General features: G+C 63.4%; 19 protein-coding genes. 11 read left to right on the top strand and 8 right to left on the bottom strand.

Going from position 1 to position 26490, the window contains the following annotated elements; all coding sequences use genetic code 11:
- Window positions 1–111: 111 nt before the first annotated feature.
- Both OU993_RS01325 and OU993_RS01330 read right to left on the bottom strand, forming a co-directional pair.
- Window positions 112–750 (bottom strand): pentapeptide repeat-containing protein, encoded by a 639-nt coding sequence (locus OU993_RS01325; protein ID WP_442792915.1) that lies wholly within the window; start codon window positions 748–750, stop codon window positions 112–114.
- A 226-nt stretch (window positions 751–976) separates the two neighbouring features.
- On the bottom strand, window positions 977–2638 hold the full coding sequence (locus OU993_RS01330; RefSeq protein WP_268154277.1) for an electron transfer flavoprotein-ubiquinone oxidoreductase: 1662 nt from the start codon (window positions 2636–2638) through the stop codon (window positions 977–979).
- A 375-nt stretch (window positions 2639–3013) separates the two neighbouring features.
- Here OU993_RS01330 and OU993_RS01335 point away from each other — a divergent pair, with 375 nt between their 5' ends.
- Entirely contained in the window at window positions 3014–4552 is a 1539-nt protein-coding gene (locus tag OU993_RS01335; RefSeq protein ID WP_268154279.1) for a putative bifunctional diguanylate cyclase/phosphodiesterase, read from the top strand.
- An 11-nt stretch (window positions 4553–4563) separates the two neighbouring features.
- On the opposite strand, the gene OU993_RS01340 is transcribed toward OU993_RS01335, so the two are convergent.
- The 3 genes from OU993_RS01340 to OU993_RS01350 are packed head-to-tail and all read right to left on the bottom strand — an operon-like array spanning window position 4564 to window position 6829.
- Window positions 4564–5091: a GXWXG domain-containing protein gene (locus OU993_RS01340; RefSeq protein ID WP_268154281.1), complete on the bottom strand. Its 528-nt coding sequence runs from the start codon at window positions 5089–5091 to the stop codon at window positions 4564–4566.
- 59 nt (window positions 5092–5150) lie between these two features.
- Window positions 5151–5504, bottom strand: a complete 354-nt coding sequence (locus OU993_RS01345) for a DUF5368 domain-containing protein (protein ID WP_268154283.1) — start codon at window positions 5502–5504, stop codon at window positions 5151–5153.
- Between the two features lie 14 nt (window positions 5505–5518).
- Window positions 5519–6829: an NAD(P)/FAD-dependent oxidoreductase gene (locus tag OU993_RS01350; protein WP_268157447.1), complete on the bottom strand. Its 1311-nt coding sequence runs from the start codon at window positions 6827–6829 to the stop codon at window positions 5519–5521.
- 281 nt (window positions 6830–7110) lie between these two features.
- On the opposite strand from OU993_RS01350, the gene OU993_RS01355 reads away from it, so the two are divergent.
- The 8 genes from OU993_RS01355 (at window position 7111) to OU993_RS01390 (ending at window position 15692) form a co-directional block, all read left to right on the top strand.
- Window positions 7111–7899 (top strand): SDR family oxidoreductase, encoded by a 789-nt coding sequence (locus OU993_RS01355; RefSeq protein ID WP_268154285.1) that lies wholly within the window; start codon window positions 7111–7113, stop codon window positions 7897–7899.
- 104 nt (window positions 7900–8003) lie between these two features.
- A complete protein-coding gene (locus OU993_RS01360; RefSeq protein WP_268154287.1) occupies window positions 8004–8204 on the top strand; it encodes a hypothetical protein in 201 nt (66 codons plus the stop codon).
- A 160-nt stretch (window positions 8205–8364) separates the two neighbouring features.
- Window positions 8365–9693: an efflux RND transporter periplasmic adaptor subunit gene (locus OU993_RS01365; protein ID WP_268154289.1), complete on the top strand. Its 1329-nt coding sequence runs from the start codon at window positions 8365–8367 to the stop codon at window positions 9691–9693.
- Window positions 9690–12821, top strand: coding sequence for an efflux RND transporter permease subunit (locus OU993_RS01370; RefSeq protein WP_268154291.1), 3132 nt, complete (start codon window positions 9690–9692; stop codon window positions 12819–12821). The genes OU993_RS01365 and OU993_RS01370 overlap by 4 nt, the downstream gene beginning before the upstream one ends.
- A 184-nt stretch (window positions 12822–13005) precedes the next feature.
- Window positions 13006–14301 carry an Hsp70 family protein gene (locus OU993_RS01375; protein WP_268154293.1) on the top strand — a complete coding sequence of 432 codons (1296 nt, stop codon included), beginning with the start codon at window positions 13006–13008 and terminating at the stop codon, window positions 14299–14301.
- 41 nt (window positions 14302–14342) lie between these two features.
- Window positions 14343–15215 carry a uracil-DNA glycosylase gene (locus OU993_RS01380; protein ID WP_268154295.1) on the top strand — a complete coding sequence of 291 codons (873 nt, stop codon included), beginning with the start codon at window positions 14343–14345 and terminating at the stop codon, window positions 15213–15215.
- Window positions 15216–15352: 137 nt separating this feature from the next.
- Entirely contained in the window at window positions 15353–15544 is a 192-nt protein-coding gene (locus OU993_RS01385) for a hypothetical protein (protein ID WP_268154297.1), read from the top strand.
- A 10-nt stretch (window positions 15545–15554) separates the two neighbouring features.
- A complete protein-coding gene (locus tag OU993_RS01390; RefSeq protein ID WP_268154299.1) occupies window positions 15555–15692 on the top strand; it encodes a hypothetical protein in 138 nt (45 codons plus the stop codon).
- 20 nt (window positions 15693–15712) lie between these two features.
- Here the strand turns inward: OU993_RS01390 and OU993_RS01395 are convergent, their stop codons facing one another.
- Window positions 15713–16651, bottom strand: coding sequence for a DMT family transporter (locus OU993_RS01395; protein ID WP_268154301.1), 939 nt, complete (start codon window positions 16649–16651; stop codon window positions 15713–15715).
- Window positions 16652–16932: 281 nt separating this feature from the next.
- Between OU993_RS01395 and pepN the strand changes: the two genes are divergently transcribed.
- Together pepN and OU993_RS01405 are read left to right on the top strand one after the other, a co-directional pair.
- Window positions 16933–19581 (top strand): aminopeptidase N, encoded by a 2649-nt coding sequence (pepN, locus tag OU993_RS01400; protein WP_268154303.1) that lies wholly within the window; start codon window positions 16933–16935, stop codon window positions 19579–19581.
- Between the two features lie 191 nt (window positions 19582–19772).
- Window positions 19773–22088, top strand: coding sequence for a PAS domain-containing sensor histidine kinase (locus tag OU993_RS01405; protein WP_268154305.1), 2316 nt, complete (start codon window positions 19773–19775; stop codon window positions 22086–22088).
- Here OU993_RS01405 and OU993_RS01410 read toward each other — a convergent pair.
- A complete protein-coding gene (locus OU993_RS01410) occupies window positions 22063–25038 on the bottom strand; it encodes a bifunctional [glutamine synthetase] adenylyltransferase/[glutamine synthetase]-adenylyl-L-tyrosine phosphorylase (protein WP_268154307.1) in 2976 nt (991 codons plus the stop codon). The two genes, OU993_RS01405 and OU993_RS01410, sit on opposite strands and share 26 nt — an antisense overlap.
- A gap of 34 nt (window positions 25039–25072) precedes the next feature.
- The gene (locus OU993_RS01415; RefSeq protein ID WP_268154309.1) at window positions 25073–26482 is read right to left on the bottom strand and encodes a sensor histidine kinase; all 1410 of its coding nucleotides are present in this window, start codon (window positions 26480–26482) and stop codon (window positions 25073–25075) included.
- Window positions 26483–26490 lie beyond the last annotated feature (8 nt).

Below are 26490 nucleotides of genomic sequence, written 5' to 3' on the forward strand. Positions count from 1 at the left end.
GATTGTGTCCTTATTGCGGTCGTTTCGTGATGATCCGCAACTTAAGGAATTTATGGTTAATGAAGGGCTAATGGGCCGGACGCTTCGGTTAACACCGTGCGGCGCGGACCATCATTCGCTGTCGCAGGGCCAGTCCAGCGGATGCGTCAGTCCTGCCGGCAGCACCGTCTTGTCATTGCCGCAGGCGAGATCGACCTGCTCCTGTTTCAGGCCGGTTGCCTGAGACAGATCCACCCCTTCGATGCGGGTGAGGAACAGGAAGGCATTGGCGAAATCGATCGGCCCTTCCACATGCGCGCCCTGGAAGGTCGCGCGCGACAGGTTGGCCGTCGCAAAGGCCGTGTTGGCAAAATGCGCTTTGTGGAAATTGGCACGGCCAAGTTCCGCCTTGGTGAAATCGGCATTCTGAAGTTCGGCGCCGGCAAAGTTCGCGCGCTGCATTTCCGCGCCCTGGAAACTCGCTCCCTTGGCCTTCAGCCCGGGAAATTCGGCACGATAGCCTTCGATCTTGCTGAAATTGGCGCCTTCCGCGTCGGCCTTGGTCAGCGAGGCGCGCAACAGGATGGCCTTGGTGAAATCGCCGTTCTTCACACTGCTGTGGCTGAGATCGGTTCGGCTCAGATCGGCACCGGCGAAGCGCCCGCCGTCGAGTTCGCTGTGCTCCAGCATCAGCATACGCTTGCGGCACTCGCTCCAGTCGATGTTCGGACCGGCATCGGCGCGGCACTTGCCGCCGATTTCCGGCGCCATGTGCGTGACGAGAAGCACAAGCCCGCCCGCAATTGCGATGACCGGAATCAGCAAACGGCTGCGGCTCGTCCTCACGCGCCGCCAGGTGGCGCTCAGAAGGTCGCTGTCTTTGCGCTGTCCGGCGTATTTCATCGTCGGCTTGTCCTGCAGATGCCTCGCCATCCTTCTCTACTCCCTTTCCGGCCGGACTGGAAGCCTTGGCGGCAGCCGGTCCGGGCGCGGACACTCACATGCTTGGATAGACCGGCCCCTCGCCACCCTGCGGCGGCACCCAGTTGATGTTCTGGTTCGGATCCTTGATGTCACAGGTCTTGCAGTGCACGCAGTTCTGCGCGTTGATCACGTAGACCTCCTCGCCATCCTTCTCCACCCATTCGTAGACACCGGCGGGACAGTAACGGGCAGAGGGTCCGGCGTAGACGCCGAGTTCGGAGCGCTTCTGCAGGTCCATGTCCTTCACCTTAAGATGGACCGGCTGGTCTTCCTCGTGATTGGTGTTGGACAGGAAGACGGAGGACAGGCGATCAAACGTCAGCACGCCGTCCGGTTTCGGATAATCGATCTTCTTGTGCTGTGCGGCAGGCTCCAGCGAGGCCGCATCCGTCTTGCCGTGCTTGAGGGTGAAGGGCGAGGACCCAAAGATCTGGTTGATCCACATGTCGATGCCGCCAAGCGCCACGCCGATCGCCGTGCCGAACTTCGACCAGAGCGGCTTGACGTTGCGCACGCGCTTCAGGTCCTTGCCGATATCGCTGTCGCGCCAGGCGTTTTCGATCTCGACCGGCTCGTCATTGGCCCGACCGGCGGCAATCGCCTCGGCGATCTTCTCCGCCGCCATCATGCCGGAGAGTACGGCATTGTGACTGCCCTTGATGCGCGGCACGTTGACGAAGCCGGCCGAACAGCCGATCAGCGCACCGCCGGGGAAAGAGAGTTTCGGCACCGACTGCCAGCCGCCTTCAGTGATCGCACGCGCGCCATAGGAAATCCGCTTGGCGCCCTCGAAGGTGTCGCGGATCGCCGGATGCGTCTTGAAGCGCTGGAACTCCTCGAAGGGAAAAAGATACGGGTTCTTGTAGTTCAGGTGAACGACAAAACCGACGGCGACCAGATTGTCGTGCAGATGGTAGAGGAAGGAGCCGCCGCCCGTCTTCATGTCCAGCGGCCAGCCGAAGGAATGCTGCACGAGGCCCGCCTTATGGCGCTCCGGCTTGACTTCCCACAGCTCCTTGAAACCGATGCCGAATTTTTGCGGCTCGCGGCCCTCGTCCAGTTTGAACTTGGCGATCAGCTGCTTGGCGAGCGAACCGCGCACGCCCTCGCCGATCAGCACATATTTGCCGAGAAGCGCCATGCCGCGGGTATAATTGGGACCTGGCTCGCCATTCTTCTCGATGCCCATGTCGCCGGTTGCCACGCCGATCACGCGACCTTCGTCGTCATAGAGAACTTCGGTAGCGGCAAAACCCGGATAAATCTCGACGCCGAGCTCTTCCGCCTTGGTGGCGAGCCAGCGACAGACGAGGCCGAGCGAAACGATATAGTTGCCGTGATTGTTCATCAGCGGCGGCATGAAGGCGTTCGGCAGGCGCACAGAGCCGGCCGGGCCTAAGAACAGGAACTGGTCATCGGTGACCGGCGTCGTGAAGGGATGCCCCTCCTCTTCGCGCCAGTCCGGCAAAAGCCGGTCGATGCCGATCGGATCGACGACGGCGCCGGAGAGGATATGGGCGCCGACTTCCGCGCCCTTTTCCAGAACCACGACGGAAAGCTCCGGATTGACCTGTTTCAGCCGGATTGCAGCCGACAGGCCGGCCGGCCCCGCTCCGACGATCACCACGTCGAATTCCATGCTTTCGCGTTCCGGCAGTTCCATGTGTTCGCTCATGTTATCTCTCCCGCTCGGGCGCTTCCCCTGATGGCTTCCTCCTTGACAAAAGCCATGGGCCTTGTCGAGCCGCGATGCGACACGCCGTGGCGTGAAATTTTGGGATCGCCCATTGAGGTGCAAGAATATATTACGTGTACGTAAGCGTCAATGCGTGGATGGTTGTGGTCTGGCGAAGAACGGGACACCGCAACGACGACCGCGCCCCCCTCTGGTGAAAACCGGAAGGGTCGGTGGACACCCGCAAATTGACGCGCTGAGTTAACCCGTCTGCAATTCAATCTGGATAGCCTGCAGCCGCTTTGCCATTGCCGGGCGACGCCGTGGACCCATTCCGGGCCGAGCTTTGCCGGATCCGCTACGACGAGTGTGTGTATGACTGGAGTTTCTGGGCTGCTCAAGGATGTCCGCCTGGCCAACAAGGCCGCAGCTCTGACATCCGCCGTGTCCTTTCTGCTGGTCCTGCTCGCCTGCAGCGGTGCCTTCGGTTTCCAAGAATCCGCACCGACCATTCTCGCGATCGTCGCGCTTGCCACCGGCGTCACGCTGGTGTCGCTGCTGAGCCAGGTGCAGCGGCTGTTCCTGCTGCAGCAAGCGGTGAAGACCGACCAGAAGACGCTGGTCGAACGGGCAAGCCACGACGATCTGACCGGCTGCCTGACCCGCCGCCACTTTCTCGAGACACTTGACGAACGGTTGACCGGCATTCGCGCGGCCAATATGCGCCGCCGCAGCAGCGAAGACCTGACGCTGATGCTGATCGACGTCGATCACTTCAAGATGCTGAATGACGGATTCGGCCATCCCTGCGGCGATGCGGTTCTTCAGACCCTGGGTCGCTGCGCCCGCGCCGAACGCGGCTGGATCACCGGCCGTATCGGCGGCGATGAATTTGCAATCCTGGTCTCCGGCAGCGACCATCGTCAGATTGCCGAACAGGCGAGACGGTTCGCGGAACGGCTTGGCGAGGAGATGCGGCAGCAGGAGGCAACCCGCGCCTTTCACGGCGTCTCGATCGGCATCGCCTGCGCCCCCCTTCACGCCGATCACGCGCGTGACCTGCTGCAAAAGGCCGACATCGCGCTTTACGTCGGCAAACGCAATGGCCGCGGCCAGGTGACTTTCTACCATGGCGACATGGAGCGCGCTCACGCGGAACAGCGGCATATCGCCCGCGAACTGCACGCCGCCCTGCTGCTCGACCAGATGGAACTGCATTACCAGCCGATCGTCGGCACGAATGGCGAGCCGGCAGCCGCCGAAGCGCTGATCCGCTGGCGCAACGGCATGGGCGGCAGCATGGCGCCCGACAAGTTCATTCCGGTCGCCGAACAGTCGGATCTGATCGACCGCCTGGGAGAATGGGTCTTCCGCCGCGCATGCCGTGACCTGAAGGACAGCGGTTATCCGCGCATCTCGGTCAACATTTCCGGCGCGCAACTGAAACATGACCGCCTCGTTCCGATGCTACGCCGCGTTTTGCGGGAGACCGGCAGCGATGCCCGCAATTTTACCCTCGAGATCACCGAGACCGTGGTGCTGAAGGCGACCCACAACGTGATGGGCATTCTGCGCGAAGTGCGCGAAATGGGCTTTCTCATCGCGCTTGACGACTTCGGCACCGGCAACAATTCGTTTTCGCTTCTGCGCAACATGCCGGTCGACATCATCAAGATCGACAAGAGCTATACGCAGCGCATCGAGGACGACAAGATCGCCCAGGTCTTCGTTTCCGCCGTCTGCGAAATCGCCAAGGCGCTCGACATGATCGTCGTGGCGGAAGGCATCGAAACCGAGGCGCAGCAGGCCTGCGCGCGGCTTGCCGGTGCGCAGCGGTTCCAGGGCTGGCTGCATGGGCGCCCCGCCCCGCTGAAGAAAACGACGGCGCTGCCTGATCGTTCGCTTTCGGCCTGAAGGCGCTCGCCTCAGCTTTCGGGCACCCGCTCCAGCAGGAAGACGTAATGCCGCTCGTCGCCGGCGATCTCCATCACGGCCATGACACGATCCTCGTCCAGCCGGCGGAAGTGGTCGATGATCGGCTTGCGGTCATAGGTCATGGCGGCACTCTCGACACCGCGAAAAGTCAGCTGACGAACGCTTGCCACCGGACCATGGGCCCTCAGGCCGCGCATCAGATGGGAAAACAGGTTGTGGCCCGCGCGGCTTCTGCCGAACCCGGAGAGATGCAGCGCGAGACCAACGGGGATCTTGGCCGGATCGATCGGCACCAGCCGCCGTTCGCCCCAACGAAACAGCAGGGCATCCGCCCGGCGGTCCCCGTGAAAGCGTTTGCCGTACCAGCCGAGATTTTCCAGGACACCATCCAGCGGATGGCCGGTCGGCAGGCCATGCCCCCGCCACAGCCCGATGAGTTCCGCCGGCAACACCGGCGGCAAGGTATCGAACAGGGCAAAGGCTTCGGCTTCACCGGCGAAGGACAAGGATGCGCTCATGCCCGTGATATAGGGTCGGCGGGCAGCTTCAGGAAGAGGCAGGCAGTCCGCGGTTGCGTTTACCGACGCTGCGGCGGACGCAGCAGCGACTGGCCCGTATAGACCAGGATCGCCGTACCGACTGCGCCCAGGATCGCGACACCGGCGAGCACGATCACATCCACCGGCCCGCCGATGTGTTCGAAGCCGGAATGGGTCATCGCCTGCACGAAGAGCACCGCCCCCACCGCACCGAAGGGCATGGCGAGCTGGGCGGCCAGGAACTTGCGCCAGGAAATCGCCCGGTCGCGGATCAGCACGAAACAATACAGAAGGGTGATGAAAAGCGCCGCGGCGGCCATGCCCCAGAACAGGCCGCGGCCAAAGATCTCCTCGAACACGGCAAGCAGGGTTTCAAACGTCAGTTCCTTCATGATCTCTCTCCCCCTTACGCCTTGCCGCGCAACATCGCGTTATAGGTCGCCTTCAGCGCCACTTCCTTCATCAGCCAGCTGATCCACAATTCCTCCAGCGGCGCGATCAAACCCGGGAAGGAGGGGACAAGATTGTTGTTGTAGTCGAATTCCACCAGCATGGCGCGGCCGACGCGGGTGATCAGCGGGCAGGATGTGTAACCGTCATACGCAAGCGTCCCCTCCCGCCCGGCGATGGCGGCAACAAGGTGGTCTTCGACCACCGGGATCTGCCATTTGACGCTGGCGGCCGTTTTGCCCTTCGGCACGCCGGCCACATCGCCCACGGCAAAGATGTCCGGATAACGCCGATGGCGCAGCGTCTTCTGATCCACCTCGACCCAGCCCTGGTCGGTCCATTTGTCGGCCCAGGACAGACCCGACTGCCGGACGATCTCCGGCGCCCGCTGCGGCGGAATGACGTGGAGATAATCATACTCCATCTCCACCAGGCTCGTGCCGCCACCGGTTTCGGCCTTGGCGAAGGTCGCGCGCCGTTTGCCGGGATCGATACTCTTCAGCGTATGGCCGTAATGGGTGGCGATGCCGCGTTCGCCAAACAGCATGCGGACCTTTTCGGCCACGATCGGCACGGAGAACAGGGCCGTCTGCGGCGCGGCATAATGCATCTTGTATTTGCCCTTGCCGACGGTGCGGCTGGCAATGTCCTCGATCAGGAAAGTGTGTTTCAGCGGTGCGCCGGCGCATTTCATTTCGGTTGCCGGACGGGTGAAGATGCCGACCCCGCCCTCTTGCGCGAATGTGGAAGCGGCCTGCCAGGTGCGAGCGGCATAATCGGGGCCGGCATAGAGTGAACCGATGCCGTTGGTGCCAACCAGATCGAGGGAAAAACCCTCAATGGCCGCGTGGTCCAGCACGAGGCCCGGCGCCACCACGAGAAAGTCATAGGCGATCGTGCGATTGCCGGCGGTCGAGACGGTCTTCGCCACCGGATCGATGGCGGCGGCGGCCTCCGGCACGAGGGTCACGGAGCGCGGCAGCCAGTCGCTTGTCCGGGAGACGGTGTAGGAGGCAGGCTTCAGGCCGGCGGCCACCAGCGAAAAACCGGGCTGGTAGAAATGATCGGCCCGCCCGTCGATGATGGTGATCTCGGCGCCTTGCAGGCTTTGGGCCAGCCGGTTGGCGAGCCCCGTTCCGGCCGCACCGGCGCCGATGATGACGATACGCGCCTTGGTCTCAACCGCCTTCGCGCGGACCGAACCGGCCCATCCCGCCCCCGCCAGCGCCGTGGCGGTCGCTGCCAGAAAGGCACGCCTGCCCACCATCCAGTGTTGATTGTTTGTCAATTGAAGCTCCTCCCATCGGGAAGACACCTGCGGGCGGCGCGTGGTTTGCCGTATCGCGATCGCCTTGTGATCGTCTCGTGATACAGGCTGCAGCATCTCCCCCGGCCGATGCGTCTCCTCACCCTGACTATAGGCGTGTGGAGCGGCGGTTTTCCTTGACATGGGTCAAGTCTTTACGAGGCGTATGTGGCCTTTCGCCATCCGTTCAGTCAGGTTAAGTTCCGCTCCAAAATGGATTGCATCAGGAAGGAAGACTTACGATGGATTTCGGCATTTCCGGCAAACGGGCGCTCGTGCTCGCCTCCTCCCGCGGCCTTGGTCTCGGCATCGCCAAGGCGCTTGCGGCGGAAGGCGCGCATGTGCTCCTGTGCGGGCGCAGCGGTGACAGGCTGGCGGAAAACTGCAAGGCGATCAACGCCGAAGGCAAGGGCAAGGCGGACTGGGTCTGGGCAGACCTCGCCGAGGACGATGCCGTCGCGAGCCTGCAGAAGGCGGTTCAGGAAAAGCTCGGCGGGCTCGATATCCTCGTCAACAATACCGGCGGCCCGACACCTGGCACGTCCGAAGAGATGACGGTCGAAAAGCTGGACAGCTTTTTCCAGACCATGGTGCTGCGCGTCATTGCGCTGACCAACGCCTTCCTGCCGGCGATGAAGGACCAGGGTTTTGGCCGCATCCTGACGGTCGCCTCCTCCGGCGTCATCGAGCCGATCCCGAACCTTGCGCTGTCCAACACGCTGCGCGGCGCGCTCGTCGGCTGGAACAAGACGCTGGCAACGGAAGTCGCCGCGTTCGGCATCACCGCCAACATGATCCTGCCCGGCCGCATCCATACCGATCGCATCGACGAACTCGACGGCGCCAATGCCAAACGCCAGGGCAAGGCGCTCGACGAGGTGCGCGCCGCATCGATCAAGACCATTCCGGCCGGACGCCTCGGCACGGTGGAGGAATTCGGCGCGGTCGGCGCCTTCCTCTGCTCAGGCCCTGCGGCCTATGTCACCGGCAGCATGATCCGCGTCGATGGCGGGGCGGCCAAGTCCCTCTGACCCGCACATGATTGCCCCGTCCGGCGCCTTGCCGGACGGGTTTCCTGCCTCACGCCCGCCGGGGCCAGACGGGCGGACACAACCTTCCCAAGGAGTGATCCACCATGCCCATCATCCGCATTCTCCTGAAGATCATCGCCGGCCTCTGCGTCCTGATGGGGCTGGTCTGGATCGGCCAGGGCACCGGGATCTTTCCCTATCCAGCTTCCAGCTTCATGATCAACCAGTCACCCTGGATCCTGTGGGGAGCGCTGCTGGCATCTGCCGGCCTTGCCACCCTTTGGTTGCTGCGTCGTCGCCGGTAAACACGCGCCCCGTGTCCGGCCGGCCTGCAAGACCAGAATCCCGCTCACCTTACAGAAGTTTAAGGTGATTTTCCGCGGTGATGGGCGTTTCTTCAAGACGCTGCCATTTTGCATCGCAGCAAAGTCGATCCTCCCACTCTCGACGCTTGCGGGCCCGCTCATGAACAAGACCTGGACCTTCCTCGGCATTCTTGCCATCGGCGCCGGTGGCGCCTGGTATTATCGCGATTCCCTTCCTCCCGCCCTGCAGGTACCGAGCGTCCAGCAACTGGCGGCCGCCGCCGGTTTCGGTTCCGACAAGGCCTCCGCCGGCCACGACGGCGCAAAACGACAGCAGGCCGCGACCGAGGGCAACGCCCCGGCAACAGGCCAACACCGCCAAGCCGATGCGCAGGGTCAGACACCCGGTCAGGGTCAGGGCCGCCGCAATGGCGGGCCGACCACGGTGCGGACGCTGGCCGCTACCACCGGCACCCTGCCGCTTGACGTCGCCGCCAACGGTTTTGCCGAGGCCGCCGACACCACGACGATCGCCGCCCTCCAGCAGGGCCTCGTGCTCTCGATCGTTGCCAAGGATGGTCAGGAAGTGAAGGCAGGCGACCTGATCGCCAAGCTGGATGACCGCACGGCGCTCGCCGCCGTCAACAAGGACAAGGCCAATATCGCCAGCGACGAGGCCACGCTCGCCGAAGCGATCGCCGCCTTTCAGCGGGCGGAAAGCCTGATGAAACAGAATGCCCAGTCCCAGCAGAGTTTCGAGCAGGCCAAGGCGACCCGTGACACAGCGGCCGCCAAGCTGGAGGCCGACAAGGCGACGCTCGCCTCCGACCAGGTCACGCTGGAACACATGGAGATCCGAGCTCCCTATGACGGGCGCCTCGGGGACATCGCCGTCAGCCCCGGCGCCTATGTGAGCGCCGGCGCCAGCATCGTGACGATCACCCGCTACGACCCCATCTCGGTCGGCTTCCGGCTGCCGCAGCGCTACCTGCCGGACCTGCATCGCGGCCTGACCGATGCCGCGCCCGTCGACGCCGATCCGGAAGCGACCGGCGGCGTTGCCGATCGCGGTGTGCTGTCCTTCTTCGACAACAGCGTCGATTCGAGTTCGGGCACGGTCCTGGCAAAGGCCGAGTTCAAGAACGACAAAGGCACGCTCTGGCCCGGCCAGAACGTCAACGTCACCATCCATTTCCAGCCGAGCGACCGTTCGATCATCGTGCCGACCGTCGCCGTCCGGCCGGGGGCCGAAGGCTCCTTCGTCTATACGGTGGACGAGACAGGCAAGGTGCATGCAACGAAGGTGACCGTCGCCCGCGCCAATGGCGATCAGACCGCGATCACCTCCGGTCTTTCGGAGGGTGACCATGTCGTCGTCGAGGGCCAGGTCCAGCTGGCGGACGGCCAGCATGTGGTCGAGCAGTTCGCCGGTGACAAACCCTTGCCGGTCGCCGATGCCGCCGCCGTGACGGGAGCGATCCAGCCATGATCCCCGCCTTCTGTATCAACCGCCCCGTCGCCACCACGCTTCTCGCCATCGGGCTCATCCTGGCGGGGCTTGCCGGTTATCGCCTGCTGCCGGTCGCAGCCCTCCCCAAGGTCGATTTCCCGACGATCAACGTGTCGGCCTCACTCTCCGGCGCCTCACCGGAAACCATGGCGACCTCGGTCGCGACGCCGCTCATCAAGAAATTCGAGACGATCCCGGGCGTCAGCGAAATCTCCGCCACCAACTCGCTCGGCAATACGTCGATCGTCCTGCAGTTCGATCTCAACCGCAACATCGATGCGGCCGCCGCAGACGTTCAGGCCGCCATTTCGCAGGCGACCCGCCAGTTGCCCAGCAACATGACGACCTCGCCGAGCTACCGCAAGACCAACCCGGCGGATGCGCCGATCCTGCTGCTGGCGATCAATTCCGACGAGTTGCCGCGCTCGAAGGTCGATGAGATCGCCGAAAACATCGTCTCGCCGCTGCTCTCCACCCTGCCGGGCGTGGCGGAGGTGAGCATCTACGGCTCGCAGACCTATGCCGTGCGCGTCGGGCTGGATCCGACCGCGCTCCAGGCGCGCGGGCTCGGCGTCGATACCGTGACCTCGGCGATTGCCGGCGCCAACAATCAGACGCCGGTCGGCACGCTCCAGACGGCGGAACAGCGCCTCACCATCGACGCCAAGACCCAGCGCACCAATGCCGACGAGTTCCGCTCTCTGGTGATCGCGACGAAGAACGGCGCCCCCATTCACCTCGGCGATGTGGCGCGCGTGGAGGACAGCGTCGCCAATCTCGATGCCGGCAGCTGGTATGACGGCAAACGGTCGATCATCCTTGCCGTCCAGCGCCAGCCGGATGCCAATACCGTCGATGTGGTGGACGAGATCCGGGCAAAACTTCCGGCGCTGGAGGCTCAGCTTCCGCCCTCGGTGCATCTCAACGTGATGAACGATGCCTCGACCGCCATCCGGGAAGCGATCGAAGACGTGCAGTTCACGCTCCTCCTGACGATCGGGCTGGTGGTGCTGGTGATCTATCTCTTCACCGGCCACCTGATGGCGACCGTCATTCCGGGGCTTGCCGTGCCTTTGTCGCTGATCGGCACCTTCGGCGCCATGTATGTGATGGGCTACAGCATCGACAACATCTCGCTGCTTGGCCTGACACTCTCGGTCGGCCTCGTGGTCGACGACGCGATCGTCATGCTGGAAAACATCCTGAGGCTCCACGAAGAGGGGCTGCCGATGCGCGAGGCGGCGCTGAAGGGCGCGGCGGAGGTCAGTTACACCATCCTCTCGATGTCGATTTCGCTGGTCGCCGTCTTCATTCCCATCCTGTTGATGGGCGGGGTCGTCGGCCGCCTGTTCAACGAATTCGGCATGGTGGTGACGCTCGCGATCATGACCTCGGCGCTGGTGTCGCTCACCGTCACGCCGATGCTCGGCTCACGGCTGTCGTCCCATTCGTCGCGCCCGCCGATGATCATCCGCTGGTTCGACGCTGGCTTCGGTTACACGCTACGCGCCTATGACCGTTCGGTCTCCTGGTGTCTGCGGCACCGCGGCCTGGTGCTCCTGAGTTTCCTCGCCTCGATCGCCGCCTCCGGCTGGCTGTTCCTGACGCTGCCCTCCAGCTTCTTCCCGCAGGAGGATATCGGTCGCCTGTCCGTCTCCACCCGGGCTCGTGAGGACATCTCCTACGAGGCGATGCGTGACCTGCAGGCGCAGGTGGCCGAGATCATCGGCAAGAATCCGGCGGTTCAGCATGTCACGTCGATCGTCGGCGGCAATTCCCGCAGCCCGCTCAACAACGGTACGATGTTTGTGGAACTGAAGCCGAAGGAGGAGCGCCCGCCGCTCTCGCAGACCATCGACGATCTGCGCAAGGCGACCGCCAAGGTGGCGGGGCTGAAGACCTTCATCACGCCGCAACAGAGCCTGCGCTTCGGCGGCCGCAGTACGGCAAGCCAGTATCAGCTGGTGATCCAGGCGCTGAATGCCTCCACCACCAACGAGTGGGCCGGAAAGATCCAGACGGCGCTGCGCCAGGACCACCTGTTCACCGATGTGACCTCCGATGCCCAGAACGGCGCCATCGCCGCCGACATCAAGGTCGATACGGAAAAGGCCGCCGCCTACGGCATCACCAACGATCAACTGCGCAAGACGCTGGAAATGGCCTTCAGCGGTTATACCGCGGCCCAGATCCAGTCGACCGGCGACAGTTATGACGTGATCGTCGAGCTCGACAAGTCAAAGCCTTGGGACGACGAGTTCCTGCGTGACATCAATGTCCTGTCGTCCAAGTCGAACACGCTCGTACCGCTCTCCAACTTTGCCTCGGTGGAACGCAAGCAAGCGCCGGTGACGATCAACCAGACGGGTCAGCTCGTCTCGACGACCGTCTCCTTCAACCTGCCTGACGGGGTCTCGCTGAGCCAGGCGACCGCCCGCATCGACGAGATCAAGCAAAACCTCAACATGCCGAGCGACGTCTTCACCTCCTATGGCGGCAATGCAGCGATCTTCAAGCAAAGCCAGGGCAATACCGGCATCCTGATTCTCGCCGCCGTCATCACCATCTACGTCGTGCTCGGCGTGCTCTACGAGAGCTTCATCCATCCGCTGACGATCCTGTCGGGCCTGCCGGCGGCGGCCTTCGGCGCGCTGATCGCGCTGAAGGTGATGAACTTCGATCTTTCGGTGATCGCGTTGATCGGCCTCCTGATGCTGATCGGCATCGTCAAGAAGAACGCGATCATGATGATCGACGTGGCCGTGGAACTCATCCGTGACAAGGGCGAGGCGCCGACGGCCGCGATCCACGAGGCCTGCGTGCGGCGTTTCCGGCCGATCATGATGACGACCTTCTGCGCGCTGCTCGGGGCGCTGCCGATCGCGCTCGGCTCCGGCGCAAGCTCCGAACTTCGCCAGCCGCTCGGCATTGCCGTGGTGGGTGGTCTCGTCGTCTCACAGATGCTGACGCTGTTCATCACGCCGGTCATCTTCGTGGAGATGGATCGCCTCGGCAAAGGCCTGAAGCGGCTTTTTGCCCGCAAGGCGGATCACACGCCCGCGAATTCGGAATTTGGCCCGCAAACCCCGGCAGCCGCCGCCGAATGATCGTCGCCAAGGCCGCCTGTACGGCCTTGGCCCCTTCCCTGTCTTGAAATCTTCACGGCACTGTGCGATCAGCGCCACCTCGTTGTGAGAGGGTGCTGGTCGCCCTCGTCTCGTTCGGGATGCTCCAGCTCAGACTGCAGGCATCCCGTCTCAGGAAAATTCTAAGACAGGAAGGACGTTCGGCATGGCACGCGCGCTCGGGCTCGATTTCGGCACGACCAATACCGTTCTGGCGCTGGCCGAAGCCGGCGGTACCACCACCCATTCGCTTCCCTTCACCAGCAGCGCCGGTGTGAGCGACAGCATGCGCACCGCGCTCTCCTTCATGAAGGACCCGGAACTTGGCGCGCAGGCGCTGAAGGTCGAAGCCGGCCAGGCGGCGATCCGCATGTTCATCGACAATCCGGGCGATTGCCGTTTCCTGCAGTCGATCAAGACCTTTGCCGCGAGTGCCGCCTTCCAGGCAACCCTCGTCTTTGCCCGCCGCCAGCAGTTTGAGGATCTGATGGAGATCTTCCTGCGCCGTCTCAAGGCCTATGCAGGCGATGAATGGCCGACCGAGGTTTCAAGGCTGGTGGTCGGGCGGCCCGTCCGCTTTGCCGGCGCCAACCCGGACGAAGCGCTCGCCCTGCAGCGTTACCAGGCGGCGCTCACGCGCTTCGAACTGCCGGAAATCCACTACGTCTACGAACCGGTCGCCGCCGCCTATTATTTCGCCCAGTCGCTGACCCGCGATGCCAACGTGCTGGTGGCGGATTTCGGCGGCGGCACGACCGACTATTCGCTGATCCGCTTCGAACGCCATGCCGGCGAACTCAAGGCAATCCCCGTCGGTCATTCCGGCGTCGGCATTGCCGGCGATCATTTCGACTACCGGCTGGTCGACAATCTCGTCTCGCCGGAGATCGGTAAGGGCAGCCATTTCAAGAGTTTCGGCAAGCTCTTGGACGTCCCGGCCGGCTACTACGCGAACTTCGGTCGCTGGAACCAGCTGTCGATCTTCAAGACGACGCGCGAATTCGCCGACCTGCAGTCGCTGGTGCGATCCGCCACCGAGCCGGACAAGCTGGAACTGTTCATCGAACTCATCGAGCATGACGAAGGCTATCCGCTCTACCAGGCGATCTCCGCCACCAAGATGGCACTGTCGCGAGAGGAGGAAGCGGAGTTCCACTTCGCGCCCCTCGGCAAGGCCGGCCACAAGACAGTGAAGCGCAGCGATTTCGAAACCTGGATCGCCGACGACCTGGCGCGCATCGAAGAGGCCCTCGACGAGGTTTTGACCAAGACCAACACGCCGGCGGCGGACGTCGACAAGGTGTTTCTCACCGGCGGCACCTCGTTTGTACCCGCCGTGCGCAACATCTTCCGGCGGCGCTTCGATGACGGCCGTATCGAAAGCGGCGGCGAATTGCTCTCGATTGCTCACGGGCTGGCGCTGATCGGCGAAAGCGGGGATGTCGGTCGCTGGGCGGCGTGATGCGGCTTTATCCGGCCCGCCGCTTCCGCTAAGGTCTGCCCATGACCCCTGCGCAAGACCTTTCCCCCGGCGAGCTGACGGCCCTTCTGCAATTCTATGCGGATTCCGGCGTCGAATGGCTGCTGGAGGATGAGCCCGTCGATCGTATCGCGCAGTTTGCCGAACAGAAGGCGGCGCGCGCCGCGCAGAAACGTGCCGTGGCGCCGGCAGCCGGCGAGCAGAGCCGGGCCGCCGGCACTCCGCAGGCAAGATCCGGCCAGGTGGCGCCGGCCCGCGCCGCAGCCCCTGCCCCCTCCGTCGCAGTCCCGGATGCCGATGCCGTGGCGGCCGCCAAGGCGGCTGCAGAGGCCGCGCGGACTTTGGGGGAGCTGAAGACGGCGCTGGAGGCCTTTTCCGGCTGCAATCTGAAAAACGGCGCCCGCTCCACCGTGTTTGCCAGCGGCAGCCCCTCCTCCGGCATCATGGTCATCGGCCCGATGCCCTCTGCCGATGACGACCGCGACGGCGAACCCTTTGCCGGGCGCCAGGGACAGATGCTTGACCGGATGTTGTCCTCGATCGGGCTTTCGCGCGAGACGGTGCTGTTGACCAATGTCGTGCCCTGGCGGCCGCCCGGCAACCGCCAGCCATCGCCGGCGGAAATCGAGATCTGCCGACCCTTTATCGAACGGCAGATTGCGCTGGCCGAACCCACGCATCTGCTGCTGCTCGGCAATTTCCCGGCGCGATTCTTCCTGGATGGCGACGGGACGATCTTCAACCTGCGCGGCACCTGGCGTGAGGTCGCCATCGCCGGCCTTCGCATGCAGGCGCTCGCCAGCCTTCACCCGCAGGACCTGATCACGGCACCCGCCAACAAGGCGCTGGCCTGGCAGGATCTCCTGCTCTTTCGGCGCAGCCTGCCGAAACTTTGATCAAAGTTAAGCTTTTATGAAATCTGCCATGCATTAAACGCATAGCAGCGGCGCATTGCCCGCTGTTGCAGAATCTATGTTGCGCTGCAATATTAGCAACGTGTCTTGGGAGGAACCCGAACTTAGGAACCAAGGCCATGACCACGCGCATTCGCCCCATTCATTCCGGCTTCGAGACCTTGCGTCTTGCCGGCCTCTCCCCCCGCTCCACGCAGGGTTATCACAATTTCGGCTCCGTCACGAACGAGCAGCTTTCCGCCCGCGGTTATGTGCGCCGCGGCATGCATGCTCGACCGACCGCCATTTTCGCCGATTTCCGTGAACGTTGAGGACAAGATGATGATCAAGACGATCCGCAGCCTGCGCAGCAACCTTGCCGCCATCCACACCGCAATCCGCGCCAGTTCCGAATACAGCCGGGCGGTGAAGGGTACGAAGCAGACGCCCGACGCGGCCACCTGCCACATTCCGCTCTGAAACCAAGCTCCGTTTGACGCTCACGCGGGAGGCGAAGATGCCTTCCGCGCCGCCTTGCGTTCAAGTCCCAGCTGGTGCTCACGGTAGATGATGAAGATGCCGGCCGAGACCGTGATGGTGGTGCCGAGCAGCATCTGCCAGGTGGGTACATCGCCGAACAGGAAATAGGCGATCACGATCCCCAGGATGATCGAGGAATAATCGAAAGGGGCCACCGTCGACACATCGGCGTGGCGATAGCTTTCGGTCAGGAAGATCTGCCCAAGTCCACCACAGAAGCCCGCGCCCACCAGAAACAGCGTCTCTTCCACCGACAGCGGCGCCCAGCCGAAGGGATAGCTGATCAGCGACAGCACCGAGGCCGTGAGCGAAAAGAACACGACGATGGTCGCCGTCTTCTCCGTCTGGACCAGCTGGCGCGTCTGCACCATGGCCAGACCGCCGAGGATGGCGGAAAGCAGAACGGCCAGCGCCCCGGTCGCCTGGCTGGCCCCGAGCCCACCCTGTTCGAACATTGAAAGTTTCGGCCAGGTGATGATCAGCACGCCGAAGATGCCGAGCGCCACTGCCGTCCAGCGATAGACGCGCACGCGCTCCTTGAGAATCAGCGCGGCAAAGATGACGGCCATCAGCGGCGAGGCGTAGCCGATCGCAATCGCATCGGGCAGCGGCAACTGGATCAGACCGTAGAAACCGCAGGCCATGGCGGAAACCCCAAGCAGGCCACGTTTGAGATGGCCAAACGGGCTTTCGGTGCGAAAGGCGGTTGACAGTTCGCGGCGCAGGGCCAGGTAAGCGAGGATCGGCATCAAGGCAAAAGCCGATCGGTAGAATGTGATCTGACCCGCCGGAATCCCGTCGCCGGCCGACTTGATGCAGGTCTGCATTCCGAGAAAGACGATAACGGATAAAACTTTCATCGCGATCCCCCGCAGGGGATTTTGCGCTTGGGAATTCATGCGGATAGGCTCTTGGCAGGACCGGCAACGCTTTCACCGGCATGACGAGGATCGGGGAAATGTCCCGGCAAGGCAAGCGGAACTTGCATTCATCACGTGTTGTGATGGACCGATCAACGTTTTGTTCATCGTGCCAGCAACCTCACGGCATACGTGAAATGTATCCTGTCCTTTTTCGGAACGGCTTTAGCAATCGTTCAGTTTTGGGTGCAATATTGCGGATCACTTTGCCTTAGCGAAGAACGAAAAAGCCTCCTGCTAGTCCAGAGCCAGGGAATATCATGCGAACAGACACGGGCCAGATTGTACATCTGGCGGACTACCGCCCCACTGACTTCGTCCTGGAACGCGTCGATCTGACCTTCGAGCTGGACCCAACGGCCACCCGGATCGAGGCACGCCTCATTTTCCATCGGCGCGAGGGTGTGGATGCTGGGCTTCCGCTGGAACTGGATGGTGACGAACTGTCGCTCACCGAACTGAGGCTCGACCAGATCGAGCTGCCGGCGGCGCAATATGATGTCACCCCCGACAGGCTCGTGATCCGCGACCTTCCCGAAAGCGCTCCGTTCGAGGTGACGGTGATCACCACGATCAATCCGGAAGCCAATACGCAGCTGATGGGCCTTTACCGCACCAATGGCGTCTACTGCACGCAGTGCGAGGCCGAAGGTTTCCGCCGCATCACCTATTTCCCCGATCGCCCGGACGTGCTGGCGCCCTACACGATCACCATCATCGCCGACAAGGCGGCCAATCCTGTCCTCTTGTCGAACGGCAACTTCCTCGGCGGCGGCAATTACGATGAAGGCCGGCATTTTGCCGCCTGGTTCGATCCCTTCCCCAAACCGAGCTATCTCTTTGCACTCGTCGCCGGTGATCTCGGTGTCGTCGAGGATGTCTTCACGACGATGTCGGGCCGCGACGTCAAGTTGAAGATCTATGTCGAACACGGCAAGGAACCGCGCGCGGCCTATGCCATGGATGCGCTGAAGCGCTCGATGAAATGGGACGAGGAGCGGTTCGGCCGCGAATACGACCTCGACATCTTCATGATCGTCGCCGTCTCCGACTTCAACATGGGGGCGATGGAGAACAAGGGCCTCAACGTCTTCAACGACAAATATGTTCTCGCCGATCCGGAAACCGCGACTGACCAGGATTATGCCAATATCGAGGCGATCATCGCCCACGAATATTTCCACAACTGGACGGGCAACCGCATCACCTGCCGCGACTGGTTCCAGCTCTGCCTGAAGGAAGGCCTCACCGTCTATCGTGACCACGAGTTTTCCGCCGACATGCGCTCGCGCCCGGTCAAGCGGATTGCCGAAGTGCGCCACCTGAAGGCGGAGCAGTTCCCGGAGGATTCCGGTCCGCTTGCGCATCCGGTGCGCCCGACCACCTACCGCGAGATCAACAACTTCTACACGACCACCGTCTACGAAAAGGGCTCGGAAGTCACCCGGATGATCGCCACCCTGCTGGGTGGCGACCTGTTCCGCCAGGGCATGGACCTCTATTTCGAACGCCACGATGGCGAGGCGGCCACGGTCGAGGATTTCGTCGCCTGCTTTGCCGAGGTGAGCGGTCGCGATCTTTCCCAGTTCTCCCGCTGGTACCACCAGGCGGGCACGCCGATGGTGACGGCGTCAGGCGTCTACGACGCCGGCAACCAGACCTTCACGCTGTCGCTGCAGCAGATGGTGCCGGCAACCCCCGGCCAGCCAGTGAAGGAGCCGATGCACATTCCGCTCTCCTTCGCGCTGATCCTCGACAATGGCGCGATCGCAGAACCGACGGCCGTTTCCGGCGGCGAGGTGACGGGGCATGTGCTGCACCTCACCGAGCGGTCGCAAACCTTCACCTTCTCCGGCATTTCCGCCCGACCGGTATTGTCGCTCAACCGCAGCTTCTCGGCGCCGATCAACCTCGACTTCAAACAGGCACCGGCCGATCTCGCCCATATCGCCCGCCACGACAGCGATCTCTTTTCGCGCTGGCAGGCCCTGACCGATCTTGCCCTGCCGAACCTGATGCAGGCGGCACGCGATGCCCGCGAAGGCCGGGAAATCTCCTGCGACCCGGCGCTCACCGCCGCGCTTCTCGAAGCGGCCGCCGATGACAGCCTGGAACCAGCCTTCCGCGCCCAAGTGCTCGCCCTTCCCAGCGAATCGGACATTGCCCGCGAACTCGGCTCCAACAATGATCCGGATGCCATCCATGCCGGCCGCCAGGGCATCATCACGCTGATCGCCAAGGCGGGCGCCGAGGTGTTCGAGGACCTGTTCAGCAGCATGCGCATCGAAGGACCGTTCACCGCCGATGCCGCGAGCGCCGGCAAACGGGCCTTGCGCAACAGCGCGCTTGCCTACCTGACCAACGTCGACGGCACGGCCAGACGCGCCGCAGAAGCCTACGACAGCGCCGACAACATGACGGACATGGTGCAGGCGCTGACCGTTCTCGCGCATCGTTTCCCGGGCCAGGCCGAGACCGCCAATGCGCTCGGCGGCTTCCTCAAGCGCTTCGAGGAGAATCCGCTCGTTCTCGACAAGTGGTTCTCCATCCAGGCGACCATTCCGGGGCATTCCGCGCTGGCACGGGTCAAGACCCTGCTCGAGGATCCGCATTACGTGGCAAGCAATCCGAACCGGGTACGGTCGCTGGTCGGGTCATTTGCCTTTGCCAATCCCACCGGCTTCAACCGCCCCGATGGTGACGGATATCGTTTTCTCGCCGACCAGATCCTGGCGATCGATCCGCGCAACCCGCAGCTGGCCGCCCGTATCCTCACCTCGATGCGCTCCTGGCGTTCGCTGGAATCGGTCCGGGCCGATCAGGCCCGTTCGGTACTTGCCGACATCCAGCGCAAGCCGAAGCTCTCCACCGACGTACGCGACATCGTCGAGCGCATGCTGACCGGCTGATGCCGGTCCGGCAGGCGGCGGACCTCTGCCGCCTCTTCACGCAGCTCTCGATCACCGCGTCTTCGGCTGCGCGGTGACCGACAATCGTTAAAATTTTATGAGTCCCTCTGGACAAGGCGAATCGTCAATGATTCACTGTCCTTACATCGCAAGCGGCAGTGCGAATCAATCACGAGGGACCATCCAGGACCATGGCGGACGTGCAGCGGGAACCCGCAGCCGAAGTGCGGTTGCGCGCAAAATTTCCGGATCGATCGATACTTGACGCTCTGACAGGTCGGGGCGTCGTCGATCATCTGCGCCGCCGCCTCGCCGAACTCCCCAGCATGGAGCTCTGGCTGAAGCGCTCGATCCCCGTGCTCATCATCGCCTTTCTGGCCGTTGTGGCCGCCTCCCGGCTGATGGGGCTTCTGTCCGAGCGCACACGCATGGAGGAAACGGCGCGCCAGACCGTGGCGCTGATGGTCTCCGCCAGTGCGGCGGCCTTCGAGGAGCAGGAGGCAGTCATCGGCACGGGCGACCGGGCGGCAGCAGAATCCCGCCTCGCCCGTATCCTGCCCCAATCCCAGATCGATGCCTCGGCCATGGTGCTGCTGGTCGATTCAAGCGGCCGCATCTTCGGCGGATCGCCCGGCGTGTCGACAGCGATCGGCGAGCGTTTCGATTCTCTCTTGCCGGAAATGGTGGCCAAGCGCAGTTTCGGCGGCGCCGATGGCGTCATCGAAACGAGCTTCAACGGCGTGCCGCACTACGCGGCCATGCGCAGCATCGGCGGCGGCCTGATCGTCGCCTCCTATTCGCTGGACAGCATCGAGGCCTTCTGGCGGCAGCAGGTGTCGTTGAACGTCACGCTGTTTACCGGCATCTCCTCCGTGCTGCTCGTCATCCTTTATGCCTATTACCTGCAGGTGAAACGAGCCCGCGACGCCGACGAAATCTTCCTCGAATCCAACATGCGGGTCGAAACCGCGCTTGCCCGCGGTCGTTGCGGGTTGTGGGATTTCGATCTCTCCAACCGCCGCCTGTTCTGGTCGCGGTCGATGTACGAGATGCTCGGCCTGCCACCCGGCAACAATGTCATGTCGTTCAGCGAAGCCGCCCGCATGATGCATCCGGGCGACGGCAACCTGTTTACGCTGGCGCGCTCCGTCGGTCGCGGCAATGACAAGCAGATCGACCAGGTGTTCCGCATGCGCCATGCGGCCGGCCATTATGTCTGGATGCGCGCCCGCGCGCAGGTCATGCATACCGGCCCCGGACGCGCGCATGTCATCGGCATTGCCATGGACGTCACCGAACAGCACCGGCTCGCCCAGCGTTATGCGGAGGCCGACCAGCGGCTGGCAGATGCCATCGAATGTACCTCGGAAGCCTTCGTGCTGTGGGACAAGAACGACCGCCTGGTGATGTGCAACGCGCATTACCAGCAGGCTTACGGCCTGCCGGAAAGCGTGCTGGTTCCCGGCACCGAACGCAGCACCGTTATGGCCGCGGCCCTTCGCCCGGTCATCGAGCGGCGGATTGCCGATCCCGACATCAGCGGCTTCTCGCGCACCACGGAAGTGCAGCTTGCCGATGAACGCTGGCTGCAGATCAATGAACGGCGCACGCGCGACGGCGGCATGGTCTCGGTCGGCACCGACATCTCGCTTTTGAAGCGCAACCAGGAACGCCTGCGCGAATCCGAACGACGGCTGATGGCGACGATCAACGATCTGTCCGCCTCGCAGCGCAAGCTCGAGCGCCAGAAGGCCGAACTCTCCATCGCCAATGCCAATTACCAGGCCGAGAAGGAACGCGCCGAGGCCGCCAACAAGGCAAAATCGGAATTTTTAGCCAATATGAGCCACGAGCTGCGCACGCCGCTCAACGCCATCCTCGGTTTTTCGGAAATCTTGCTGAACGGCATGTTCGGCCCGGTCGGCTCGCCAAAATACAGCGAATATGCCCGCGACATTCATGACAGCGGCAAACACCTGCTCAACGTCATCAACGACATTCTCGACATGTCGAAGATCGAGGCGGGGCATATGCGGATCAACCGCGAGACGATCGATCTCGCGCCGCTGATCGAAGAAAGCGTGCGCCTCACCTCCATTCCCGCCGACGAGAAACACATTGCGGTCACCCAGCGTGTCGAATCCGGGCTCAGCATGCAGGGCGACCGGCGCGCCATGAAACAGATCCTGCTGAACCTTCTCTCCAATGCGGTGAAGTTCACCAATGAAGGCGGACGCGTGGAGGTCCGCGCACGTCACACCGACCGCGGCCTCTGGCTTACCATCGCCGATACCGGCATCGGCATTCCGAAGGCCGCACTCGGCAAGATCGGCCAGCCCTTCGAGCAGGTGCAGAGCCAGTATGCGAAAAGCAAGGGCGGCTCGGGCCTCGGGCTTGCCATCTCCCGGTCACTGGTCTCGCTGCATGGCGGCACGATGCGCATCCGCTCGCGGGTCAACGAGGGCACGGTGGTGGCGCTGGTCATTCCTCGGAAGGCTGAGACCTGAGCGACACCGTCGCCGTAAAGATCGCCCGAACCGATTTCGCCATCCGCTTGATATCCGTCTCGACCAGCTTCAGGTTCGGCTGGTCGGCGGCGACGCATAGACGCTCGATCAGCCCCGCCGGCGCATCCTTCGGATCGAATTCATCGCCGACGCAGAGCCGGACGATCTGCGACAGTTCCGTATAAAGAGCGAGCGCCGCAACGCAGGTCTCAAGCTCGTCGACACCGATCAGCCCCTGGCCGTGACGTTTCAGGGCGAGCGCCGTTCCGCTCGCCAGCACCTGACCCGGCTCGATCTTGTCCGCCCGTGGTGCAACGAGGCGCGCATATTGCGCGAGGAACTCGATGTCGATCAGCCCGCCCGGCATCAGCTTGAAGTCCCAGGCGTCCTTCGGCGGTTTCTCCTTTTCGATCAGCGCCCGCATCTCGGCAACATCGGCGGCAATCTTGCGGCGCTCACGCGGGCTCTCCATCACTTCCGCAATCACCGCATCCGCCTCGGCGATCAGACTGTCGTCACCGCAGATCAACCGGGCACGGCTCAGCGCCATATGCTCCCAAGTCCAGGCTTCCTCCTGCTGATATTTCCGGAAAGCATTAATGCGGGTCGCGACGGGGCCCTTGTTGCCGGAAGGGCGCAGCCTCAGATCCACCTCGAAGACGATACCCTCCGCGGTCGGCGCCGAAAGCGCCGCAATCAGCCGCTGCGTCAGCCGGGTGAAATAGCGCACTGCATCGAGCGGCTTTGTGCCATCGGATTCCATCGCCGTATCGTCGTAATCGTACAACAGAATCAGATCGACATCCGAACCGGCCGTCAGCTCGAAACTGCCGAGCTTTCCCATGCCCATCACCGCCACACGCCCGCCGGGATAGTCACCATGCGCCTGCCGCATCTCGTCCCGAACGGCCTTGAGCGCCTGTTCGATGACGAGATCGGCAAGATCGGTGAAGGCGCGGCCGGCCTGGATGCCGGTGATCGAACCGGTCAGCAGCCGGATGCCGATCAGGAAGCGCTGTTCGGCGGTGAAGATGCGCAGGCGGTCGAGAATTTCTTCGTAATGGCGTGCGCCGCCGACAAAGGTCATCAGCCGTTCGGCGAGATAATCACGGGTCGGGATCTCTGCCATCAGGCCGGGGTCGAGCATGCCGTCGAAGACATGCGGACGGGCGGCGATAATATCGGCGAGCCTTGGCGCCGCCGACATGATGGTGACGAGCAGCGACAGAAGGCCGGGATTGTTGCCGAGCAACGAAAACAGCTGGATGCCGGCCGGCAGCGCCTTCAGGAACCCGTCGAAACGCAGCAGCGCCTCGTCGGCCCGCTTGCTGCGGCCAAAGGCGGTCAGAAGATCCGGCATCAGTTCCGTCAGCCGCTCGCGGGCCTCCACCGATTGGGTCGCCCGATAGCGGCCATTGTGCCAGGTGCGGATCACCCGCGACATGTCGGCAGGCCGCTCGAAACCGAGCTTGGAGAGTGTCTTCAGCGTTTCCGGATCGTCGTTCTGGCCGGTGAAGACCAGATTGCCTTCGCCGGAGGAGAGTTTCGCCTCCTGCTCGAAGAGTTTGGCGTAACGCCGCTCGACGGTGCGCAGCACACCCTCCAGCTTTGCGGCAAAGGCTGCGGTGTCAGCGAAACCGAGCATGTAGGCGATGCGCTTCAGCTCGGTCTCCGTCTCCGGCAGGCGGTGCAACTGTTCATCGCGCACCATCTGGATACGGTGCTCCACATCGCGCAGGAACCAGTAGGCCTCCGTCAACTCCTTGGCGATCTCCGGCCGGATCCAGCTCGCCGCGGCAAGGGCGGCAAGCGCCCTCTCCGTCTGCCGCTCGCGCAGGTCCGGCATACGACCGCCGGCGATCAGCTGCTGGGTCTGGGCAAAAAACTCGATCTCGCGAATGCCGCCGCGCCCGAGCTTCACGTCATGGCCCTTCACCGCAATCGCGCCATGGCCTTTATGCGCATGGATCTGGCGTTTGATCGAATGGATGTCGGCAATCGCCGCGTAATCGAGGTATTTGCGATAGACGAAGGGCACCAGCTGGCGCAGGAACGCTTCTCCGGCGGCGAGATCGCCGGCCATCGGACGCGCCTTGATATAGGCGGCCCGCTCCCAGTTCTGCCCGCGGCCCTCGTAATAGATCAGCGCTGCCTCGACGGGCACGGCGAGCGGCGTCGATCCCGGATCGGGCCGGAGCCTCAGATCCGTGCGGAACACGTAACCGTCGCCGGTGCGCTCCTGCAGGATGCGGATCAACCGGCGCATCATCCGGCCATAAAATTCGGTGGCCTCCAGCGGATCGGGCAGAATGCCGGCCTCGGGCTCGAAAAAGATGACGATGTCGATATCGGAGGAGTAGTTCAGCTCGAAGGCGCCGAGCTTGCCCATGCCGAGCACGATCAGCCCCGAGCCTTTTGCCGGCTCGTCGAGGTCGTGAAGTCTCAGTTTGCCGGCGTGATGCTGGGCGAGCAGCAGGTGATCGATGGCGCTCGCCACAGCCGCATCCGCCAGTCGCGTCAGCCAGGCCGTCGTCTCGCGCGCGTGGAAAAGCCCGGCGAGATCGGCGAGGGCCAGAAGAAAGCTCACCTTGGCCTTGGCCCGGCGAAGCTCCGCCATCACCTCGGCCTCGGAGGGCGCCGTACCATCCGGGGACGGTTTCCAGCACGGGCGCACGCGCTCGACCGCCTGTTCCAGCAGGGTCTCCAGCGGCTCGGCCAGGCTTTCTGCCACAAGCTCCGGGCGCAGCACGGCAATATCGCGGATATAGGGCGAGAGGGAAAAGGCCGCCGTGAAGAATTCCTTCAACACACCGCCGGACGTCAGCATCTCCGCCACGCGCGGTTCGCCTGCGGCAATCTCCTTCAAGGCCGACAGCGCCGCCTTGGCTTCCGTCTGGTTGAACGGCTTCAGCCGCGTCTCATGCAGATCCGTCAGGCGCCGCAGCGTCATCGTGGAATATCCTCCCCATGCTCCTCAAACCCATTTAGGGCTTTTGGGCGGGGAAGACCATCGTTGCCGTCAGTCCGGGCTGTGGAGCATCCTCGCCATGAGTGGCGGAAAGCTCCAGCCGGCCGCCATGCAGGTCCATCACCGCCTCGACCAGCGACAGGCCGAGACCGGTGCCGGGTTTGGAACGGCTTTCATCAAGCCGCACGAAACGCTTGACCACTTCGGTGCGTTTTTCCGCCGGAATGCCCGGTCCGCTGTCGCAGATCGACAGGCGCAGACCGTCCGCAGCCTTCTTCAGCACCAGGCACACGGGCGCCTCGCTGCCGCTTTCGGCGGCATATTTGATGGCATTGTCGAGGAGGTTGAAGATCGCCTGGCCGATCAGTTCGCGGTTGCCGTTGACGGTCAGGCCCGGTTCGATCTCCGTCGTCAGCGAAAGCCCCGCCTCTTCCGCCACCGGCTCGTAAAGCTCGGCGCTGTCCGCCGAAATCGCCGAAAGGTCGATGCTCGACATTTCGGCAGCGATCGATCCCGCCTCGACACGCGAGATCATCAGCAGCGCGTTGAAGGTGCGGATCAGCTGGTCGGATTCGGCAATGATGCCTTCGAGCGCATTGCGGCGCAGGTCGTCGCGATCCTCGGCCAGCGCATCGGCGGCCTTGTTGCGCAGGCGCGTCAGCGGCGTCTTGAGATCATGGGCGATGTTGTCGGAAACCTGGCGCAGTCCCTCGTTCAGCTTCTCGATCCGCTCCAGCATGGAATTCAGCGATTCCGACAGGCGATCGAACTCGTCGCCGGAGACCCCGACCGGCAGGCGCTGCGACAGATCGCCGGCAATGATCTTGGTGCTCGCCGCCGACATCCGGTCGATGCGTTTCAGCGCGTTGCGGCCGATGCCGAACCAGATGATCACGGCACCAAGCCCCATGATGGCGAGCGCCACCATCAACGCACGGCGCACGATGCCACGGAAACGTCCCGGCTCGCCGAGATCACGGCCAACCATCACCCTCAGGCCATTGTCGAGGAAAAACACATTGCCGGTCGCCACATGCGGCCGCCGCGGCCCAAGCTCGGTAAACGGCTCGTAGCGGAAGGGCATGTTCGTCCAGCCCTCCTTGCCGAGAATGCCCGGTTCGACGCTTGCCACATTGCCGGCCAGCATCTCGCCGCTCGGGCTCGCGATCACGTAGAGATTGGCACCCGGCTGGCGGGCCCGCCGTTCCATCACCCGGAGCAGCTGGTTGATGCCGCCGCGCTCGAAGGCGCCGCGAATCTCCGCCGTCTCCTGCAAGAGCGCCTCGCGCACCTGCTGCGCCAGCAACCGTTCGGACATCGCCGTGACGTAAACAACCAGAAAGGCCGCACAGAGGGCAAAAAGCACGATGTAAAGCGCCGACAACCGCACGGTCGTCGAACGGAACACAAGACGGATACGGCTCATGGACGGTT

The organism is Rhizobium sp. SL86 (assembly GCF_026672545.1).
Classification (GTDB): domain Bacteria; phylum Pseudomonadota; class Alphaproteobacteria; order Rhizobiales; family Rhizobiaceae; genus Neorhizobium.

What these genes read in the sequence shown, in the direction of transcription:
- OU993_RS01325 (WP_442792915.1), bottom strand. Translation starts at nt 750, where the DNA reads ATGGCGCCGGAAATCGGCGGCAAGTGCCGCGCCGATGCCGGTCCGAAC.
- OU993_RS01330 (WP_268154277.1), bottom strand. Translation starts at nt 2,638, where the DNA reads ATGAGCGAACACATGGAACTGCCGGAACGCGAAAGCATGGAATTCGAC.
- OU993_RS01335 (WP_268154279.1), top strand. Translation starts at nt 3,014, where the DNA reads ATGACTGGAGTTTCTGGGCTGCTCAAGGATGTCCGCCTGGCCAACAAG.
- OU993_RS01340 (WP_268154281.1), bottom strand. Translation starts at nt 5,091, where the DNA reads ATGAGCGCATCCTTGTCCTTCGCCGGTGAAGCCGAAGCCTTTGCCCTG.
- OU993_RS01345 (WP_268154283.1), bottom strand. Translation starts at nt 5,504, where the DNA reads ATGAAGGAACTGACGTTTGAAACCCTGCTTGCCGTGTTCGAGGAGATC.
- OU993_RS01350 (WP_268157447.1), bottom strand. Translation starts at nt 6,829, where the DNA reads ATGGTGGGCAGGCGTGCCTTTCTGGCAGCGACCGCCACGGCGCTGGCG.
- OU993_RS01355 (WP_268154285.1), top strand. Translation starts at nt 7,111, where the DNA reads ATGGATTTCGGCATTTCCGGCAAACGGGCGCTCGTGCTCGCCTCCTCC.
- OU993_RS01360 (WP_268154287.1), top strand. Translation starts at nt 8,004, where the DNA reads ATGCCCATCATCCGCATTCTCCTGAAGATCATCGCCGGCCTCTGCGTC.
- OU993_RS01365 (WP_268154289.1), top strand. Translation starts at nt 8,365, where the DNA reads ATGAACAAGACCTGGACCTTCCTCGGCATTCTTGCCATCGGCGCCGGT.
- OU993_RS01370 (WP_268154291.1), top strand. Translation starts at nt 9,690, where the DNA reads ATGATCCCCGCCTTCTGTATCAACCGCCCCGTCGCCACCACGCTTCTC.
- OU993_RS01375 (WP_268154293.1), top strand. Translation starts at nt 13,006, where the DNA reads ATGGCACGCGCGCTCGGGCTCGATTTCGGCACGACCAATACCGTTCTG.
- OU993_RS01380 (WP_268154295.1), top strand. Translation starts at nt 14,343, where the DNA reads ATGACCCCTGCGCAAGACCTTTCCCCCGGCGAGCTGACGGCCCTTCTG.
- OU993_RS01385 (WP_268154297.1), top strand. Translation starts at nt 15,353, where the DNA reads ATGACCACGCGCATTCGCCCCATTCATTCCGGCTTCGAGACCTTGCGT.
- OU993_RS01390 (WP_268154299.1), top strand. Translation starts at nt 15,555, where the DNA reads ATGATCAAGACGATCCGCAGCCTGCGCAGCAACCTTGCCGCCATCCAC.
- OU993_RS01395 (WP_268154301.1), bottom strand. Translation starts at nt 16,651, where the DNA reads ATGAATTCCCAAGCGCAAAATCCCCTGCGGGGGATCGCGATGAAAGTT.
- pepN (WP_268154303.1), top strand. Translation starts at nt 16,933, where the DNA reads ATGCGAACAGACACGGGCCAGATTGTACATCTGGCGGACTACCGCCCC.
- OU993_RS01405 (WP_268154305.1), top strand. Translation starts at nt 19,773, where the DNA reads ATGGCGGACGTGCAGCGGGAACCCGCAGCCGAAGTGCGGTTGCGCGCA.
- OU993_RS01410 (WP_268154307.1), bottom strand. Translation starts at nt 25,038, where the DNA reads ATGACGCTGCGGCGCCTGACGGATCTGCATGAGACGCGGCTGAAGCCG.
- OU993_RS01415 (WP_268154309.1), bottom strand. Translation starts at nt 26,482, where the DNA reads ATGAGCCGTATCCGTCTTGTGTTCCGTTCGACGACCGTGCGGTTGTCG.